Source organism: Rhodococcus sp. P3_B8, assembly GCF_056402775.1.
In genome coordinates this window covers 44,307-61,124 of the sequence record NZ_JBFUGT010000001.1, presented here as the reverse complement: position 1 = coordinate 61,124, position 16,818 = coordinate 44,307, and the positions used below count along the sequence as shown (strand labels likewise).

At 68.2% G+C, this 16,818-nt stretch carries 17 protein-coding genes and 2 tRNA genes; 13 read left to right on the top strand and 6 right to left on the bottom strand.

Annotated elements, in window-relative coordinates; translation table 11 throughout:
* Positions 1–7: 7 nt before the first annotated feature.
* From AC1D1G_RS00320 to AC1D1G_RS00280, 9 genes are all read left to right on the top strand, one after another.
* Positions 8–559 carry a GTP-binding protein gene (locus AC1D1G_RS00320; RefSeq protein ID WP_005249094.1) on the top strand — a complete coding sequence of 184 codons (552 nt, stop codon included), beginning with the start codon at positions 8–10 and terminating at the stop codon, positions 557–559.
* 11 nt (positions 560–570) lie between these two features.
* Positions 571–1,389: an MHYT domain-containing protein gene (locus tag AC1D1G_RS00315; protein ID WP_477950462.1), complete on the top strand. Its 819-nt coding sequence runs from the start codon at positions 571–573 to the stop codon at positions 1,387–1,389.
* A 175-nt stretch (positions 1,390–1,564) separates the two neighbouring features.
* Complete coding sequence (gyrA, locus tag AC1D1G_RS00310; RefSeq protein WP_280783070.1) at positions 1,565–4,087, top strand: DNA gyrase subunit A; 2,523 nt, start codon at positions 1,565–1,567, stop codon at positions 4,085–4,087.
* Positions 4,087–5,499, top strand: coding sequence for a DUF3566 domain-containing protein (locus tag AC1D1G_RS00305; protein WP_477950460.1), 1,413 nt, complete (start codon positions 4,087–4,089; stop codon positions 5,497–5,499). Before gyrA ends, AC1D1G_RS00305 begins: the two co-directional genes overlap by 1 nt.
* A 131-nt stretch (positions 5,500–5,630) precedes the next feature.
* Positions 5,631–5,704: transfer RNA gene (locus AC1D1G_RS00300), tRNA-Ile, on the top strand.
* A 120-nt stretch (positions 5,705–5,824) separates the two neighbouring features.
* Positions 5,825–5,897: transfer RNA gene (locus AC1D1G_RS00295), tRNA-Ala, on the top strand.
* 94 nt (positions 5,898–5,991) lie between these two features.
* Positions 5,992–6,825, top strand: a complete 834-nt coding sequence (locus AC1D1G_RS00290; protein WP_477950458.1) for a siderophore-interacting protein — start codon at positions 5,992–5,994, stop codon at positions 6,823–6,825.
* A 19-nt stretch (positions 6,826–6,844) separates the two neighbouring features.
* A complete protein-coding gene (locus AC1D1G_RS00285; protein ID WP_477950456.1) occupies positions 6,845–7,435 on the top strand; it encodes a chorismate mutase in 591 nt (196 codons plus the stop codon).
* 51 nt (positions 7,436–7,486) lie between these two features.
* Entirely contained in the window at positions 7,487–8,458 is a 972-nt protein-coding gene (locus AC1D1G_RS00280; protein ID WP_280783089.1) for a helix-turn-helix domain-containing protein, read from the top strand.
* Here AC1D1G_RS00280 and AC1D1G_RS00275 read toward each other — a convergent pair.
* Positions 8,448–8,912 carry a hypothetical protein gene (locus AC1D1G_RS00275; protein ID WP_283334698.1) on the bottom strand — a complete coding sequence of 155 codons (465 nt, stop codon included), beginning with the start codon at positions 8,910–8,912 and terminating at the stop codon, positions 8,448–8,450. The genes AC1D1G_RS00280 and AC1D1G_RS00275 overlap by 11 nt on opposite strands.
* 107 nt (positions 8,913–9,019) lie before the next feature.
* On the bottom strand, positions 9,020–9,580 hold the full coding sequence (locus AC1D1G_RS00270; RefSeq protein ID WP_477950453.1) for a hypothetical protein: 561 nt from the start codon (positions 9,578–9,580) through the stop codon (positions 9,020–9,022).
* Between the two features lie 100 nt (positions 9,581–9,680).
* Between AC1D1G_RS00270 and AC1D1G_RS00265 the strand changes: the two genes are divergently transcribed.
* Both AC1D1G_RS00265 and AC1D1G_RS00260 read left to right on the top strand, forming a co-directional pair.
* Complete coding sequence (locus AC1D1G_RS00265; RefSeq protein ID WP_025431550.1) at positions 9,681–10,208, top strand: peptidylprolyl isomerase; 528 nt, start codon at positions 9,681–9,683, stop codon at positions 10,206–10,208.
* A 13-nt stretch (positions 10,209–10,221) separates the two neighbouring features.
* On the top strand, positions 10,222–11,139 hold the full coding sequence (locus AC1D1G_RS00260; protein WP_477950451.1) for a rhomboid family intramembrane serine protease: 918 nt from the start codon (positions 10,222–10,224) through the stop codon (positions 11,137–11,139).
* On the opposite strand, the gene AC1D1G_RS00255 is transcribed toward AC1D1G_RS00260, so the two are convergent.
* Together AC1D1G_RS00255 and crgA are read right to left on the bottom strand one after the other, a co-directional pair.
* Positions 11,133–11,591 carry a PH domain-containing protein gene (locus AC1D1G_RS00255; RefSeq protein ID WP_317570511.1) on the bottom strand — a complete coding sequence of 153 codons (459 nt, stop codon included), beginning with the start codon at positions 11,589–11,591 and terminating at the stop codon, positions 11,133–11,135. The two genes, AC1D1G_RS00260 and AC1D1G_RS00255, sit on opposite strands and share 7 nt — an antisense overlap.
* Before the next feature lie 67 nt (positions 11,592–11,658).
* Positions 11,659–11,922, bottom strand: a complete 264-nt coding sequence (gene crgA, locus AC1D1G_RS00250) for a cell division protein CrgA (protein WP_005249082.1) — start codon at positions 11,920–11,922, stop codon at positions 11,659–11,661.
* Positions 11,923–12,041: 119 nt separating this feature from the next.
* Here crgA and AC1D1G_RS00245 point away from each other — a divergent pair, with 119 nt between their 5' ends.
* Together AC1D1G_RS00245 and AC1D1G_RS00240 are read left to right on the top strand one after the other, a co-directional pair.
* Complete coding sequence (locus tag AC1D1G_RS00245; protein ID WP_280783095.1) at positions 12,042–12,743, top strand: DUF881 domain-containing protein; 702 nt, start codon at positions 12,042–12,044, stop codon at positions 12,741–12,743.
* A 55-nt stretch (positions 12,744–12,798) separates the two neighbouring features.
* The gene (locus AC1D1G_RS00240; RefSeq protein ID WP_477950449.1) at positions 12,799–13,452 is read left to right on the top strand and encodes an aminodeoxychorismate/anthranilate synthase component II; all 654 of its coding nucleotides are present in this window, start codon (positions 12,799–12,801) and stop codon (positions 13,450–13,452) included.
* A 60-nt stretch (positions 13,453–13,512) separates the two neighbouring features.
* Here the strand turns inward: AC1D1G_RS00240 and pknB are convergent, their stop codons facing one another.
* Positions 13,513–15,432, bottom strand: a complete 1,920-nt coding sequence (gene pknB, locus AC1D1G_RS00235) for a Stk1 family PASTA domain-containing Ser/Thr kinase (protein WP_280783097.1) — start codon at positions 15,430–15,432, stop codon at positions 13,513–13,515.
* Entirely contained in the window at positions 15,429–16,817 is a 1,389-nt protein-coding gene (locus AC1D1G_RS00230) for a protein kinase domain-containing protein (protein WP_280783098.1), read from the bottom strand. Before AC1D1G_RS00230 ends, pknB begins: the two co-directional genes overlap by 4 nt.
* Position 16,818 lies beyond the last annotated feature (1 nt).

Sequence of the window (16,818 nt, the reverse complement as noted above, 5' to 3'; positions counted from 1 at the left end):
CAATCGGGTGACCTCGACCAAGATCGTGATCGCCGGCGGGTTCGGCGTCGGCAAGACCACGCTGGTCGGGGCGGTCTCCGAGATCGTCCCGCTGCGCACCGAGGCGCTCGTGACCAACGCCAGCGACGGCGTCGACAACCTGGCTGCGACACCGCAGAAGGGCACGACCACCGTCGCCATGGACTTCGGTCGCATCAGCCTGGCCGACGACCTGGTGCTCTACCTGTTCGGAACCCCCGGTCAGCACCGGTTCTGGTTCATGTGGGACGACCTGATCCGCGGTGCCATCGGTGCGATCGTCCTGATCGACACCCGCCGGCTGGACGAGAGTTTCGCGGCCGTCGACTTCTTCGAGGCCCGGCAGCTGCCGTTCCTCGTCGCGATCAACGAATTCGACGACGCCCCGCGCTACCCCATCGAGGACATCCGTGCGGCCCTCGCGATCTCCGAGGACGTGCCGATCATCCCGATCGACGCGCGTGACCGGGAATCGGCGAAACGCGCACTGGTCGCGATCACCGAATACGCACTGACCAAGCTCCACACGGCCGCGTACTGAGGATTCGAAACATGTCGGACGACTTGCAGCACTTCTCCATGGGCACGTGGATCGTCGCCCTCGCCGCGGTCACGGCGTTCATCGGCGTCTTCGTCGGTATCGCCAGCGCCCGCAAGGCGGTGACCGCGCCGAATCCGAGGCAGCGGTACCTCTGGCTGGCGTGGGGTGCGCTGTCCATCGGCGGCATCGGCGCCTGGCTGCCGCACTACATCGCGATGGTCGGGTTCGAGGTCTACGGCAGTGTGGTGCGCTACGACGTCCTGTGGATCGCGGTCTCGTTCGTGGTGCCCGTCGCGGCCGCCGCGGTGGCGTTGCTGATCATCAGCCCGCCGCCCACGAAACACCGGCTGCCGAGCGCATCGGTGGAGATCGGCCGCCTCGCAGGCGGTGCGGTACTCCTCGGCGTCGGCTTCACCGGAATGGACCTCGCGATCGTCGCCTCCCTCGAGATCCAGGGTTCGGTGGACTCCGACATCGTGCTGACGGCGGCGTCGGCCGTGATCGGCCTGGTCGTCGGCGCCGGAATCATGTGGTCGATCTCGGCCCTCGAGTCCCGCACGCTGCGACTCGTGGCGTCGGTGGTCGTGGCGGCCGGACTGGTGGCCATGCACTACACCGGGGTGTTCGGGCTGAGCGTCACCGTCGACCAGGCCGTGGCGCGCCCGGACGGGCTCGAGGTGTTCTCGATCCTGTTCCCCGTCTTCGTGCTGGGCATGCTCGTCGTCACGATCCCGATCACCGCCCTGCTGATGGCGCCCGACCGCGTCGCCGCCGAGCTCGAACTCGAGGCCGACATGCTCGCCGCCGAATCCCTCGCCGCCGAAACCTAGGGCAGGGAGCTCGAACTCCAGTAGAACGGACGACTCCTGCGGCACCGATTCATGAGCGCACCCGAGTCCTTCACCCTCACAGCTGACCTGCACCTATAGACTCGGGTGGTTGCGCGACGTCGTGCAGGACCGCGAGTCCGCGAGGAGACGTCAAGCCGAGTAGAAGAAGGAGCTCATGACTGACACAACGTTGCCGCCGGAGGGACCGGGGCACGACCGCATCGAGCCCGTCGACATTCAGCAGGAGATGCAGAGCAGCTACATCGATTACGCGATGAGCGTGATCGTGGGCCGGGCGCTGCCCGACGTGCGCGACGGCCTGAAGCCGGTGCACCGCCGCGTTCTGTACGCGATGTACGACAACGGTTACCGGCCCGATCGCGGTTATGTGAAGTCTGCGCGACCGGTCGCCGAGACGATGGGTAACTACCACCCCCACGGTGACGCCTCGATCTACGACACGCTCGTCCGCATGGCGCAGCCGTGGTCGCTGCGATACCCGCTCGTCGACGGCCAGGGCAACTTCGGTTCCCGCGGCAACGACGGCGCCGCCGCGATGCGATACACCGAGTGCCGGCTCACTCCGCTGGCCATGGAAATGCTGCGTGAGATCGACCACGAGACGGTCGATTTCACCCCGAACTACGACGGTCGTACACAGGAACCGTCAGTTCTCCCCAGCCGTATCCCCAACCTGTTGATCAATGGTTCCGGCGGCATCGCCGTCGGTATGGCCACCAACATCCCGCCGCACAACCTGCGGGAGGTCGCCGAAGCCATCTACTGGGCGCTCGAGAACTGGGAAGCCGACGAGGAGTCCACCCTCACCGCGGTCATGGAACGCGTCAAGGGACCCGACTTCCCGACGCACGGCCTGATCGTCGGCGGCCAGGGCATCCACGACGCCTACACCACCGGACGCGGTTCGGTCCGCATGCGCGGTGTGGTGGAGATCGAGGAGGACGCCAAGGGGCGCACCACGATCGTCATCACCGAGCTGCCGTACCAGGTGAACCCGGACAACCTGATCACGTCGATCGCCGAGCAGGTGCGCGACGCGAAGATCGCCGGCATCTCCGACATCCACGACGAGTCCTCGGACCGCGCGGGTATGCGCATCGTCGTGACCGTCAAGCGTGACGCGGTCGCGAAGGTCGTGCTCAACAACCTGTACAAGCACACCCAGCTGCAGACCAGCTTCGGCTGCAACATGCTGTCCATCGTCGACGGCGTGCCGCGCACCCTGCGCCTCGACCAGATGATCCGGCTGTACGTCGCCCACCAGGTCGAGGTCATCCGCAGGCGCACCGAGTACCTGCTCCGCAAGGCCGAGGAACGCGCTCACATCCTGCGCGGACTGGTGAAGGCCCTCGACGCCCTCGACGAGGTCATCGCGCTGATCCGGGCGTCGCAGACCGTCGACATCGCGCGGGCCGGGCTGATCGAGCTCCTCACCGTCGACGAGATCCAGGCCGACGCGATCCTCGCGATGCAGCTGCGTCGCCTCGCCGCCCTCGAGCGTCAGAAGATCATCGACGAACTCGCCGAGATCGAGCTGGAGATCGCCGACCTCAAGGACATCCTCGAGAAGCCCGAGCGTCAGCGCCGGATCGTCCGCGACGAGCTCAAGGAGATCGTCGACAAGCACGGCGACGACCGCCGCACCCGCATCATCGCGGCCGACGGCGACGTGGCCGACGAGGATCTGATCGCCCGCGAGGACGTCGTCGTCACGATCACCGAGACCGGCTACGCCAAGCGCACCAAGACCGACCTGTACCGCTCGCAGAAGCGCGGCGGCAAGGGCGTGCAGGGCGCCGGGCTGAAGCAGGACGACATCGTCTCGCACTTCTTCGTCAGCTCCACCCACGACTGGCTGCTGTTCTTCACCACGAAGGGCCGCGTGTACCGGGCCAAGGCGTACGAGCTGCCGGAGGCGAGCCGCACGGCCCGCGGACAGCACGTGGCCAACCTGCTCGCGTTCCAGCCCGACGAGCGCATCCAGAGCGTCATCCAGATCAAGACGTACGAGGACGCCCCCTACCTGGTTCTCGCCACCCGCAACGGTTTGGTGAAGAAGTCCAAGCTCACCGACTTCGACTCGAACCGCAGCGGCGGCATCGTCGCCATCAACCTGCGCGGCGAGGACGAACTGGTCGGCGCGGTGCTCTGCTCCTCCGACGACGACCTGCTGCTCGTCTCCGCGCAGGGACAGTCGATCCGCTTCTCCGCCACCGACGAGGCGCTGCGTCCGATGGGCCGCGCCACGTCCGGTGTCCAGGGCATGCGATTCAACGGCGACGACGAACTGCTGTCGCTGAATGTCGTGCGCGAAGGCACCTATCTGCTGGTGGCGACGTCGGGTGGCTACTCGAAGCGCACCGGTATGGAGGATTACCCGGTCCAGGGTCGCGGCGGAAAGGGTGTACTCACGATTCAATACGACAAGAAACGTGGCACCCTGGTCGGAGCGCTCATCGTGAACGACGACGACGAGCTCTACGCGATCACGTCGGGCGGTGGCGTCATCCGCACCGCCGCCAAGCAGGTCCGCAAGGCCGGTCGGCAGACCAAGGGCGTTCGTTTGATGAACCTCGGGGAAGGCGACACCCTGCTCGCGATCGCGCGCAATGCCGACGAACCCGACGAACCCGACGACAACGCCGAGAGCAGCGGCAAAGGAGCTAAGGAGTCCTAGTGAGCACTCCCAACCAGCCAGGCAGTGACCGGCAGAACCCGGGTTCCGCCAATCAGGCGAAATCCGAGCAGCAGGCCTCCCGCACTCCCGAGAACGGGTCGGCGCGACCGAACCCGCAGCAGGGTTCCGCGCCGCAGGGGCCGCAGGCGTCCGCCGGTCGTGGTCCCGCTCAGGCGGGGCCGGCTGCCCGGCCGGGCGGCGCTCCCGACGCGAGACCGGATCGGCAGGCTCCGGCCGATCCGGCCCGGTCTCCGTCGACGCCCCAGCATCAGGGTCCGCGGACGCAGACCCCGCAGGGACGGTCCGTGCCGCCGCAGCAGGGTCACGCTCCGAATCAGCAGGCTCCCGGGCATCAGGGCCCGCCGCAGCAGGCGCCCGGCAACCGGGCTCCCGCGGGTGGTGCTCCCACCGAGGGTGTGCAGTCCATTCGGGGAAATCAGGCTCCGCCGTGGCAGCGCGGAATGCAGCGGGAGCCGCAGACCAACCTGAAGCGGCCCGTGCAGGGCGGGGCCGGTGCCAAGCAGGCTCCGCGCCCAGAGGGTCAGCCGAACGCGTCCAACGGCGCGGGCACAGCGGCTGCGGCGGGTGCCGCGGCAGCGAAGGCTCCCGGCGGCCAGGACGTCCAGAAGCCGCAGACCGCTCCGACGCAGAAGACGCAGCAGCCCCAGGCGCAGGGTCAGCGACCCCAGGGCGCGCAGAACGCGGGTGCGCCCACCCAGGCCGTGCCCACCCAGAAGGCGCCCGCACAGAACCCGTCGGCGCCGGCGAAGGGCCAGCCCGCGCCCAAGCAGGGTTCCGATCGCACACCGTCCTCGACCGCGGCCACCGCAGCGGTCGGTGCGGTATCCGGCGCAGCCGCGGCCGGTGCCGTGACGCAGCGGGAGGCCGCGAAGGCGAAGGCGTCCGCGATCGACGGACCCACCCGGCACATCAACCGGGACGTGCTCCCCAAGGACATGCCGGACCTGTCCGAGGCCAAGCACCCCTTACCGGGGGCGGCGGCCACGGGTCAGCAGCCGAAGATCGCCGTGGCCCCGCAGCGGGTCGAGGAGGGCGAGGCGCTCCGGGCGACGGTGCAGGTCCGCAAGATCGATCCGTGGTCGACGCTGAAGATCTCGTCCGTCATCTCGGTGTCGCTGTTCTTCGTGTGGATGGTGGCCGTCGGTCTGCTGTACATCGTCCTGGACGGGATGGGCGTGTGGGACCGGCTGAACAACGCGTTCACCGATATCGTCGCGGAGTCGAGCTCTGACGGGCTCGTGACGGCCGGTCAGGTCTTCGGATACGCCGCCGTCATCGGTCTCGCGAACATGGTGCTGTTCACCGCGCTGGCGACGATCGGCGCCTTCATCTACAACCTGTGTTCCGACCTCGTCGGGGGTGTCGAAGTGACGCTCGCCGACCGGGACTGAACGCGGAAAACGACGGGGGCTGAGCTGGGAAAAGAGCGTCTCGCCGGACCGGTTTTGGTAGTTGCCGGTCCGGTGGGGTAATCTTCCGACTCGGTTCAGGGAACTGCGCGAGATGAGTTTCCAGACTTCAGGGGCCTATAGCTCAGGCGGTTAGAGCGCTTCGCTGATAACGAAGAGGTCGGAGGTTCAAGTCCTCCTAGGCCCACTCCTGGTGCCGGTGAAAGGTCATTCGCATGAAGGTCCTCCTGTTTGTAGGAGCCGGAGTGCTGGTGGCGATCGGACTGTCCAAGTTGCTCCGCGGCAACGAGGTGTGGCACGAGGTAACGGGGCCTTAGCTCAGTTGGTAGAGCGCTGCCTTTGCAAGGCAGATGTCAGGAGTTCGAATCTCCTAGGCTCCACAAGTACGAATACAGAAACGGTGTGCCCCGGATTCGGAAGAGTCCGGGGCACACTGCTGTGCGGACCAGAGTTGGGTGAGGTTACCCTTACTTCATGACCGCACTCGATCCCGGAGCCCGTGAACGCCTCGACCCGCGCAGCCGCGTCGCATCCCACCACCGGAACGGTGAGGGAACCGCACGAATCGGTTACCCGATCGGAGTCCGCACGGTCACGGTACGGGCACGCGAGTACGTCACACCCCGCATGGTGCGTCTGACTATCGGCGGCCCCGGACTCGACGGATTCCACACCTATCAGGCCGACGATCACGTCAAGATCGTGTTCCCCGATCCGGACGGCACCCGCCGCGTGCCCGTGGTGAACGACGCGATGATGCTCGACTGGCCGCGACCGCTCCCGACCACGCGGAAATACACCATCCGCCGCTACGACGCCGAGGCCCGCGAACTCGACCTGGACTTCGTGCTGCACGACGGCGGGCTCGCGTCCTCCTGGGCGACGACGGTCGCGGTCGGCGACGAGGTGACCATCGCCGGACCGCCCGGCGCCAAGGCCTTCGCCCACAACTTCGACCACTACGTGTTCGCGGTCGATTCCACCGCGCTGCCGGCGGTCGCGCGGTGGCTCGACGAGTCCCCGGCCGACGTCTCGGCGCACGTGGTGATCGAGACCGATTACGACGTCGAGCACGGCTACCCGCTGGCCGTGCGCGAGAACGTGGACGTGACGTGGCTCGTTCGCCACGGCGGTGAGTCCGCCCTGGCGTCGACGGTGAAGTCGCTCGCGCTGCCCGACGGCCGCTGCTTCCTGTTCGCGGCAGGGGAGGCGAATGACATCAAGCCTCTACGCGCGTGGAGCCGGGACCGGATGGATTCGCTGTTCACCGGGTACTGGAAACGCGGAGTCGCCGGGCTGGACGACTGACCGGCCCTACACTCGCACCATGACCCCGGTCCGGCCCGCAGTCGCCCGCCGCGCGGTCGCCGCCGCGGTGATGCTCGCGATGTTGGCGGTAGGCGGTGCCGTGCCCGCGGGTGCGCAGACCCGTCCCCTGGAACCGATCGCCCAGGCGGTCTCGCTGCGCCTCGCCACGGCAGACGCGGTGGCGGCCGCCAAGTGGGGCACGCCGTCACCGATCGACGATCCCGCGCGCGAGGCCCAGGTCCTGGGTGCGGTGGCCACGCAGGCGGCCGACGAGGGTCTGAGTGCGGGGCGGGTGCAGCAGATCTTCCGCGACCAGATCGAGGCCAACAAGGAGGTGCAGCGCGCCCTCTTCGGCTGGTGGAGCGTCGCACCCGGCGCGGCACCGACCGTCCGGCCCGACCTGACGCAGGTCCGTCCGGTGATCGACCGCCAGAACCTGGATATTCTGCTTCAGCTGCGCGAACAGGAGGCCGTGCTCGCCGGTCCGGGCTGCGTGCCCGCTCTCGTGGACGCCGCGGTCGCGGTGGCTGCCGAACAGCGTCTCGACCCACTGCACCAGGCCACGCTGGCGCGCGCGCTCGTGTCGATCTGCGGGCCGGTCCGCGAATGATTGGCCGTTTCGACATGGTCCGGCAAGATATCGCCACTTAGACTGGGGTTCATGATCTCCAAGGTCGCAACGCTCCTCCTCGACCGTGTCTCGATGTTCGAGTTCGGGGTGGTCTGTGAAGTGTTCGGAATCGACCGCACCGCACACGGGGTTCCGCCGTTCGACTTCCGAATCTGCGGGATCCGTCCCGGCGAACCGCTCGCGTCGATCACGCCGGGACTCACGCTGTCCGCCGACTACGGACTGGATTCCCTGCGCGACGCCGATCTCGTCGTGGTGCCACCGCCGGGGGCGCAGTCCGACTTCCCGGTGGAGGTGCTCGACGCGGTGCGGGGCGCCGCGGATGCCGGTGCCATCGTCCTCAGTCTGTGCTCGGGTGTCTTCCTGCTCGGCGAGGCGGGGCTGCTGGACGGGCGCAAGTGCACCACCCACTGGGAGTACGTCGAGGAACTGGCCACCCGGTTCCCGACCGCGACCGTCGACCCCGACGTCCTGTTCGTCGACGAGGGCAACCTCGTCACCAGTGCGGGCACCGCAGCAGGCATCGACGCGTGCCTGCACGTGGTGCGCCGGGAGCTCGGTTCCACCGTCGCCAACACGATCGCCCGCAGGATGGTCGTGCCGCCGCAGCGCGACGGGGGACAGCGCCAGTTCATCGAGCAGCCGGTGGTCGCGTGCACGTCGGACAGTCTGAGCGAGACGATGGCGTGGATGAGCGAAAACCTCGAGTTGCCGCACACGATCGACGAGCTCGCGGCCCGCTCGTCCATGTCGACGCGCACGTTCGCCCGCAAGTTCGCGGCCGAGACGGGCACCACCCCGGTGAAGTGGCTGACGACGCAGCGGGTCCTCTACGCGCGGCAGCTACTCGAGGGCACCGACCTCGGTCTCGAGGCGATCTCGAGACGCAGCGGATTCGGGTCCGGCGCGCTTCTGCGCCACCACTTCAACCGGGTGGTCGGCGTCGCACCAGCCGACTATCGGCGCCGGTTCGGCTGCAACACGGCCGAACTCACGCAATGAACGTGCCGATGGCCGGGTTCGCCTGGCAGATCGGGCTGCTGCCGAAGTTGATCGATCCGAACGCCGTCGCCACCACGTTCCCGACGCCGGTGTTCACCGTCGCGGACAGGAAGGGGTAGACGCCGCCGAGGTTGACGATCCCCGAACGTCCGCTGTCGGTGTTGACCCAGGCCACGGTGACCTGCGCGGCCGCCGGGATCGGTGGCGCGGCGGGGCGCGACTCGAACCGGATGTCGCCGTCGGCGATGGGCGGTGACGCCTCCGGCCCGGACTGTCCGGTGAGCGCCGTCAACGACATCAGGCTGCCCTGGTTCGGACATCCGATGGTCAGGGCCGGTCCGCCGAACGGGTGCGGCGGGTCGGCGCCGGCGGGGCCGGCCGTCAGCAGAGCCGCCGTGGCGGCGATCGGAAACGTGACGACGGCGATGCGGTGGACGATACGTCTGGCGGTCATGTCTGCTCCTCGGAACGGATCCTCGCGCTGGTGCGCATCTGCCTGCGGGATACCCCTGGTACAAGCCGTGAAACGAAAGGATTCGCAGGTGCCGGAGACCGCGCCCTCTACTGGCCGGGGAGTGACGGATCAGTTGCGGTGAGGGGCTTCGTCGCCGTGGGCGGCGTGGGTTCCTGCGCGTTCGCGCTGTCGAGGTCGCGCAGGTTCGGGGGAGCGGAGGCGACCCGCGGCTGCTCGCGGCGGCGGCTCTTGACGAACACTGCGCCCCCGGCGACAGCGGCACCCACGAGGACGACGATCGCGATGCGACGGCCCTTTCGCGACTTCTTCTCCTCGACCGGCGCAACGGCCGAGGTCAAGGGACGAACGACATCCTTGGCGACCTTCTTCACCGGCACCGTCCGGGCGCGTTCGTAACCCTTCTTGGCCAGCGAGGCGCCCTGACGGCCGAGGAACAGACTGAGCTGGCCGGCGCCGCGAGCCGTGGCGAGTGCCGCCGAGCGTGCGTAGCGCCGCGCCTGATCGACAGCCTCGGATTCCTTGACGCGGGAAGCCGAATCCTCGACGTGGGCCAGAGCGGTCTCGACTCGTTCGGAGACCTGCTCCTGCAGGGTCTCGGCGCGTTGGGTCGGAAGCAGATTCGTGAGGGACTCCGTCGCTCGTGTCATGTCCCCACTTTGTCACAAGAACCGGGAGCACGAACCGATCCGAAGTACTCGAGTCACCGCGGCGGAACCACACGGAACCCCACAATGGCAACATGGTGGTGTGACTTCACCTCATCAGACCGCAACCGCAACGCTGCACACCAACCGCGGCGACATCAAGATCGCGCTGTTCGGCAACCACGCGCCCAAGACCGTCGAGAACTTCGTCGGCCTGGCCGACGGTTCGAAGGACTACAGCACCGCCAACGCCGGTGGCACCGACTCCGGACCGTTCTACGACGGCGCCGTCTTCCACCGCGTCATCGACGGATTCATGATCCAGGGCGGCGACCCCACGGGCACCGGCGCCGGCGGCCCGGGCTACAAGTTCGGCGACGAGTTCCACCCGGAACTGCAGTTCGACCGCGCGTACATCCTGGCCATGGCGAACGCCGGCCCGGGAACCAACGGTTCGCAGTTCTTCATCACCACCGGCCCGACGCCGCACCTCAACCGTCGCCACACCATCTTCGGTGAGGTCGTCGACGAGGAGTCGAAGAAGGTCGTCGACGCCATCTCGACCACCGCCACCGATCGCGCGGACCGTCCGCTCGAGCCGGTCGTGATCAACAGCGTCACCATCGCGTAGGGAACCGCAGCACATGACCAACCCCGGCTGGGGCGGTGCCGCGAACGAGGGCACTCCGCCCCAGCCGCGGTGCGTCCGCCACCCCGATCGCCCCACTGCGCTGTCGTGCAACCGGTGCGGTCGTCCCGCGTGCCCCGAATGCCTGCGCGAAGCGGCCGTCGGCTACCAGTGTGTCGACTGCGTCGCCGCCGGACGGCGTGATGTCCGCCCGGTCCGTAACGTCGCCGGCGCCGTGACCACACAGCGTCCGACACCGCTTGTGACGTACATCCTGATGGCCGCGAACGTCGGCATCTTCCTGATCACCGCGGCGCAGGCCCGCAGCATCATGCAGAACCAGGCCGGGTCGAAGCTCTTCGCGGACTGGGCGCTGTTCCCGCCGGCTGTCGTGGACGGGCAGATCGTCCGCGTGCTCGGCAGCGGATTCCTCCACTTCGGCATCATCCACCTGGCCGTCAACATGTTCGCGCTGTGGGTGATCGGCCGCGACACCGAACTGGTCCTCGGGCGTGCCCGCTACGCCTGCGTGTACTTCGCGTCGCTGCTCGGCGGTTCCGCCGCGGTGATGCTGTTCCAACTCGGCGCGGTCACCGCGGGTGCGTCGGGTGCCGTCTTCGGACTGATGGGCGCTCAGGCCGTCATCCTCCTGCGTCTGCGGCGCAGCCCCGCACCGGTGATCTCGGTGATCGCCATCAACGTGATCATCAGCATCACGATCCCCGGCATCTCACTGTGGGGGCATCTCGGCGGCCTGGTCGCCGGAGCCGCGGCCACCGCGGGAATCCTCTACGGGCCGCAACTGCTGGGCGTCGGGAACAATCGGGAGAAGGCCGTCACCGTCGGCTGGGTCTGCCTCGGCGTCGTGATGCTGGTGCCGCTCGCCGTCATCGCGATCCGCACCCTGCAGCTGCGCGCGAGCTTCGGCTACTGACCCCGGCCCACCAGACGGTGCACCGCGAGGGCATCGAACACGTCCTCCGGATTGGTGCCGAGATCCCACCGGCCGAAGATCAGGAGGCGTTCGGTGCCGTCCTCGGTGCGGACGTCGATCTCGAGCATCGGCACCCGGCGGCCCAGCCGGGGATAGCGCACGAGCCGCGCGCGTTCGATCTCCGAGCGGGCATACCCGTGGCGGCCGCTCAGCCGGTTCACCACGATCCCGCCGCCCTCCTTGTCGACGGCGAGGCGCGGGCGTTGCCGGAGCGCGGACGCGGCGGTCAGCAGCAGCCCGAGGGCGGCGACGCACACGAGGACACGGCCCGCCGGCTCGGTCGACACGGAAAGTCCGGCGACCCCCAACGCGACTCCGCCCGCGGCGAGAGCGATCACCGCGCCGAGGGGCGTCGACCACTCCAACGGTGCCTCGTCAGCGGACATCAGCACTCGACCTGCGGTTATCCACAGGGGTTGTCCACATTGGGGATGAATGACATGGGTGTAATTGTGATGGTCAACGCCAGCGCATCGTCATGATCAGACCGACCACCATGAAGCCGAATCCGATGAGGAAGTTGTAGGCACCGAGGTTGTTCATCCACTCGAGCTGGTCGGCGGCCAGGTAATAGACGAGCAACCACACCAGGCCGACCAGCATGAACCCGAGCATCACCGAGACGTACAGGGTGCTCGAGGGGCCGGCCTTCACCTTCACCGGGGTGCGGCTCGCAGGGTTGATCGTGTAATCGGTCTTCTTTCGGACCTTCGACTTCGGCATGACGTCCTCGTTCGTACGGCTCAACAGGAATGTGGGCAGGTAGATTCGGAAATACCTGCGTGTGTACACGCTAACGTAGCCGCGATTCGCGCGGCGAGGACGAGGGGACGGAAACACCGGTGACCAGGTCGATCTTCTGGCGGATCGCGGTGCTGGTGGTGTGTCTCGTGGCCGGTCTGCTGGTGGCCACCACCCGTCAGGTGTCGCACGGCAACGAGATTCGCGCCGGCGATTCCACCCGACTGTCCGACCTCGTGCGCAACGCCCAGTCCGAGACCGACCAGGTGGCCGAGACCCGCGACCGGCTGGCGGCGCAGGTCGAATCGCTGCAGCAGGACGCCGCCGCGTCCGACAGCGGTGTCGCGCAGGCGCTCGCCGACAGCAAGGCGCTCGCCACCGATGCCGGACTCACACCGATGACCGGTCCCGGCGTCACCGTCACACTCACCGACGCCCCCCGCGACGCGGACGGCAAATATCCCGTCGACGCGTCGCCGGACGATCTCGTCGTCCACCAGCAGGACGTCCAGAGTGTGCTGAACGCACTGTGGGTGGGCGGTGCCGAGGCGATCAGCATGCAGGACCAGCGGATCGTGAACACGTCGGCACCGCGCTGCATCGGCAACACCCTGCTGCTGCACGGTCGCACCTACAGCCCGCCCTACGTCATGTCGGCGATCGGGGATCCCGCGCGACTGGAGGCGGCGCTCGCCAACGAACCCGGAATCCGGGTGTTCAAGCAGTACGCCTCACGGTTCGGCCTCGGCTACTCGGAGGCGGCGTCCGGTCAACTGTCCGTGCCCGGTTACGCGGGGCACTGAGCCCGAACGGTCCCCGGCCGTGCAGAGCGGGAAGCGGGCAGAATACCCTGCTTCCATGAGGATTCTCGTCGTCGACAACTACGACAGCTTCGTGTTCAACCTGGTCCAGTACCTCGGACAGCTGGGAACACGGGCCGTGGTCTGGCGCAACGACGATCCGAACCTCACCGGGCCCGACGCCGTCGCGGCGGCAGCGGCCGAGTTCGACGGCATTCTGCTGAGCCCCGGCCCCGGCACACCGCAGCGGGCAGGCGCGACGATGGACCTGGTCACGGCGTGTGCCGCGGCCAAGACGCCGCTTCTCGGGGTGTGCCTCGGACACCAGGCGATCGGGGCCGCATTCGGCGCCACCGTCGACCGGGCACCCGAACTCCTGCACGGCAAGACCAGCATCGTCCACCACACCGGCGAGGGCGTTCTCGCGGGTCTTCCCGACCCGTTCACCGCCACGCGCTACCACTCGCTGACCGTCCTGGAAGACACCATCCCGGACGAACTCGAGGTCACCGCCCACACCGACAGCGGCATCGTCATGGCGATGCGGCACCGGAAACTGCCCATCCACGGCGTCCAGTTCCACCCGGAGTCCGTGCTCACCGAGGGCGGGCACCGCATGCTCGCCAACTGGCTCGCCGTCTGCGGCGAAGCCCCGAAGGAATCCCTCGTCGCCACCCTCGAGACCGAGGTCGCGCAAGCGTTGGGCGCGTAGCGCCCGTGCGCCTTTTTGGTAGCTACAGCAACCAGAAAGGCGCACGGGTGGCGGAGCCGCCTACCGCGGGATGCCCAGCGCGCCGACACCGACGGAGACGACCCCGTTCTTGGTGATCTCCGATCCCGGCGGCTGTTCCTGGCTGATGATCTTGCCGACCATCTCCGGGTCCAGGGTGGACGTCTGCGTCTGATTCAGCGAGCTCGACGACCCGCTCCAGCCGGCGCTGCGCAGCTCGGCGAGTGCCTGCGACACCGTTTTGCCCGTCAGGTCCGGCATCTCGATGTTGTTGCCGTTCGACACCCGGATCTGGATGGTGTCACCCTTGGCGGCGGTGGAGCCGCCGACGGGGTCGGTGGAGACGACCTGGCCCTTCGGCACACCGGAATCGATGTTCTGGATCTGCACCTTGAAACCGGCGCCCTCGATGTTCGCCTGCGCGACCTCGACCTTCTGGCCGGTTACGTCGGGGATGCGGATCTGCTCCGGCCCGGTGCCCAGCGTGACGGCGACCTCGGAGTCGAGGGAGATGCTCGCCCCGGAGGACGGGTTCTGTTCGATCACCTTGTCGACGTCGGACACGTCGGACGGTGCACGGGCGACAGCGGTGTCGAGCCGCAGTCCCACCGCGTTCAGCTCCTGCTGCGCTTCCTGCTGGGTGAGACCGGCGAGCCGCGGGACCTTCACCTGTTCGGGGCCCGACGACACCTCGAGGGTGATCGTGCTGCCCTCGTCCACCTGCACGCCGCCGACGGGGCGGGTGGTGATGACGTTGCCGGTCGCCACGACGGCGTCCGGTTTCTGTTGCCGGGCGACGCGGAAACCGAGGTTCTGCAGTGTCGTCTCGGCGTCGTCCGCGGCCTGGTTCGTGACGTCCGGCATGGTCACCTGATCGGCCTTCGAACCCGGGCCGACGGACCACAGGAACGCGCCGACGATGCCGACGACGATGAGGGCGCCCAGCGCCATCAGCGCCACCCGCATTGGGTTCTTCTTCTTGTCGGGCTCGCCGCCGTCCGTCTTCGACGCGGTGGCCGGGGCCGGTGACTGCTGGCGCCGGTAGTTTCCCGCGCCGGTATCGACGGCACCGAGGATCGTGGTGCGGTCCTCGTCGCTCATGACCATCGGCGCGCTGGGGCGCTGCCCGCCGAGCACCCGGACCAGGTCGCTGCGCATGTCCGCGGCGGTCTGGTAGCGGTTGGCGGGGTTCTTGCTCATCGCCTTGAGGATCACCGAGTCGAGCTCACGAGGAATGTCCGGGTTGACCGCGGACGGTGTCTGCGGGTCCTCCCGCACGTGCTGGTACGCGACCGCGACCGGGGAGTCACCCTTGAACGGGGGTTCGCCGGTGAGGATCTCGAACAGCACGCAGCCGAGGGAGTACACGTCGGAGCGGGCGTCGACCTGCTCGCCGCGGGCCTGCTCGGGCGACAGGTACTGGGCGGTGCCGATGACGGCGGCCGTCTGCGTCATGGGGCTGGACGCGTCGGAGATCGCTCGCGCGATACCGAAGTCCATCACCTTCACCGCACCCGCACGGTTGATCATCACGTTGGCGGGCTTCACGTCGCGGTGCACGATGCCGTTGCGGTGGCTGAAGTCGAGCGCCGCGCACACGTCCGAGATGACTTCCATCGCGCGGCGCGGCGCCATCGGGCCCTCGCTGCGCACGATGTCCCGCAACGTGTCGCCGTCGACGTACTCCATCACGATGTACGGCAGCGGTCCCGCTTCGGTTTCCGCCTCGCCGGTGTCGTAGACGGCCACGATCGCCGGATGGTTCAGCGCCGCCGCGTTCTGCGCCTCGCGACGGAATCGCAGGTAGAACGTGGGGTCGCGGGCCAGGTCGGCGCGCAGGACCTTGATCGCGACGTCACGGCTGAGTCGGACGTCGCGGGCGAGGTGGACCTCGGACATGCCACCGAAGCCGAGAATCTCACCCAGCTCGTAGCGTGAGGAGAGGTTGCGCGGTGTCGTCATGGCAGTCCTTGTGGGGTCGGAGTAGTTGACTCCTCCGACGTGGTCGTCGTGGTCGTCGTCGTGGGGGCGGTGGTGGTCGTGGTGGTGGTGGTAGTCGTCGTCGGCTCTGTCGTCGTCGTGGTCGGCGGCGGGGTGGTGGTCGTCGTGTACGGCTGGGTGGTGGTCGTCGTGTACGGCGGCTCGGTGGTGGTCGTCTGTTCCTCGGTCGTGGTGGTGGTCGTCGGCCGCGGTGTCGTCGTGATCGTCCGCAGCGACGACGTAATCGCCGGCGACGTCGGTTCCTTCGTGTCACCACCGTCGAACAGGACGAGCGCGAGCCCGATGATCGCCGCCAGCAGGAGCAGACCACCCGCACCCCAGGCCACGGCCTTCTGGCCGCTGGTCAGCCCGCCCTTCTTGCCGTCACCGTTCGAGTCGTCCGGCGGCACCTGCCCGGTGACCGGTCCCGCGTACGCGGTCTGCGAGGGCGGCATCATCTGGGTTGCACCGGTCATCGGCGGCGGCAGAACCCGCGCCGCCCCGGTACCCGACACGCCGGGCGGCGGGGGACGCCTGCCCGCCCGGACCGCCGCGACGGCGTCGGCGAACTCTCCGCCACTGGCGTAGCGAGTGCTCGGATCCTTCGCGATCGTGATGTCGATGAGTTCGCGGATGTTCGGCGGCAGGTCGCTCGGCAACGGTGCCGGCGCCTCTTGGACGTGCTTCATCGCGACGGTGATCGCGCCGTCGCCGACGAACGGGCGACGTCCGGACAGCGCCTCGTAGCCGACGATGCCGAGGGAGTACACGTCGCTCGCCGCGGTCGCGTCCTGGCCGAGCGCCTGCTCGGGGGCGATGTACTGCGCGGTGCCCATCACCATGCCGGTCCGCGTGATCGGCGAGTTCTCCACGGCCTTCGCGATGCCGAAGTCGGTGATCTTCACCTGGCCGGTGGGGGTGATCAGGATATTGCCGGGCTTCACGTCGCGGTGCACGACTCCGGCGTCGTGCGCCACCTGCAGCGCCCGGCCGGTCTGCTCGAGCATGTCCAGGGCGTGCGGCACCGCGAGGCGGCCCACCCGCGAGAGGACGGCGTTGAGCGGCTCACCGTTGACGAGTTCCATCACCAGGTAGGCGGTGGAATCGCCGGTGGCGTCGCGGACCTCGCCGTAGTCGTAGATTCCGGCGATGCCGGAATGGTTCAGCTGCGCGGTGGTACGCGCCTCGAAACGGAACCGTTCGACGAACTCCGGGTCGGACGAGAACTCGGACTTCAGCACCTTCACCGCGACACGACGGTTGAGCCTGTTGTCCGTCGCTTCCCAGACCTGTCCCATTCCGCCCGTGGCGATGAGCCGGATCAGGCGGTATCGATTGGCGATCAACGCGCCGTTGTTCAGTGCCACA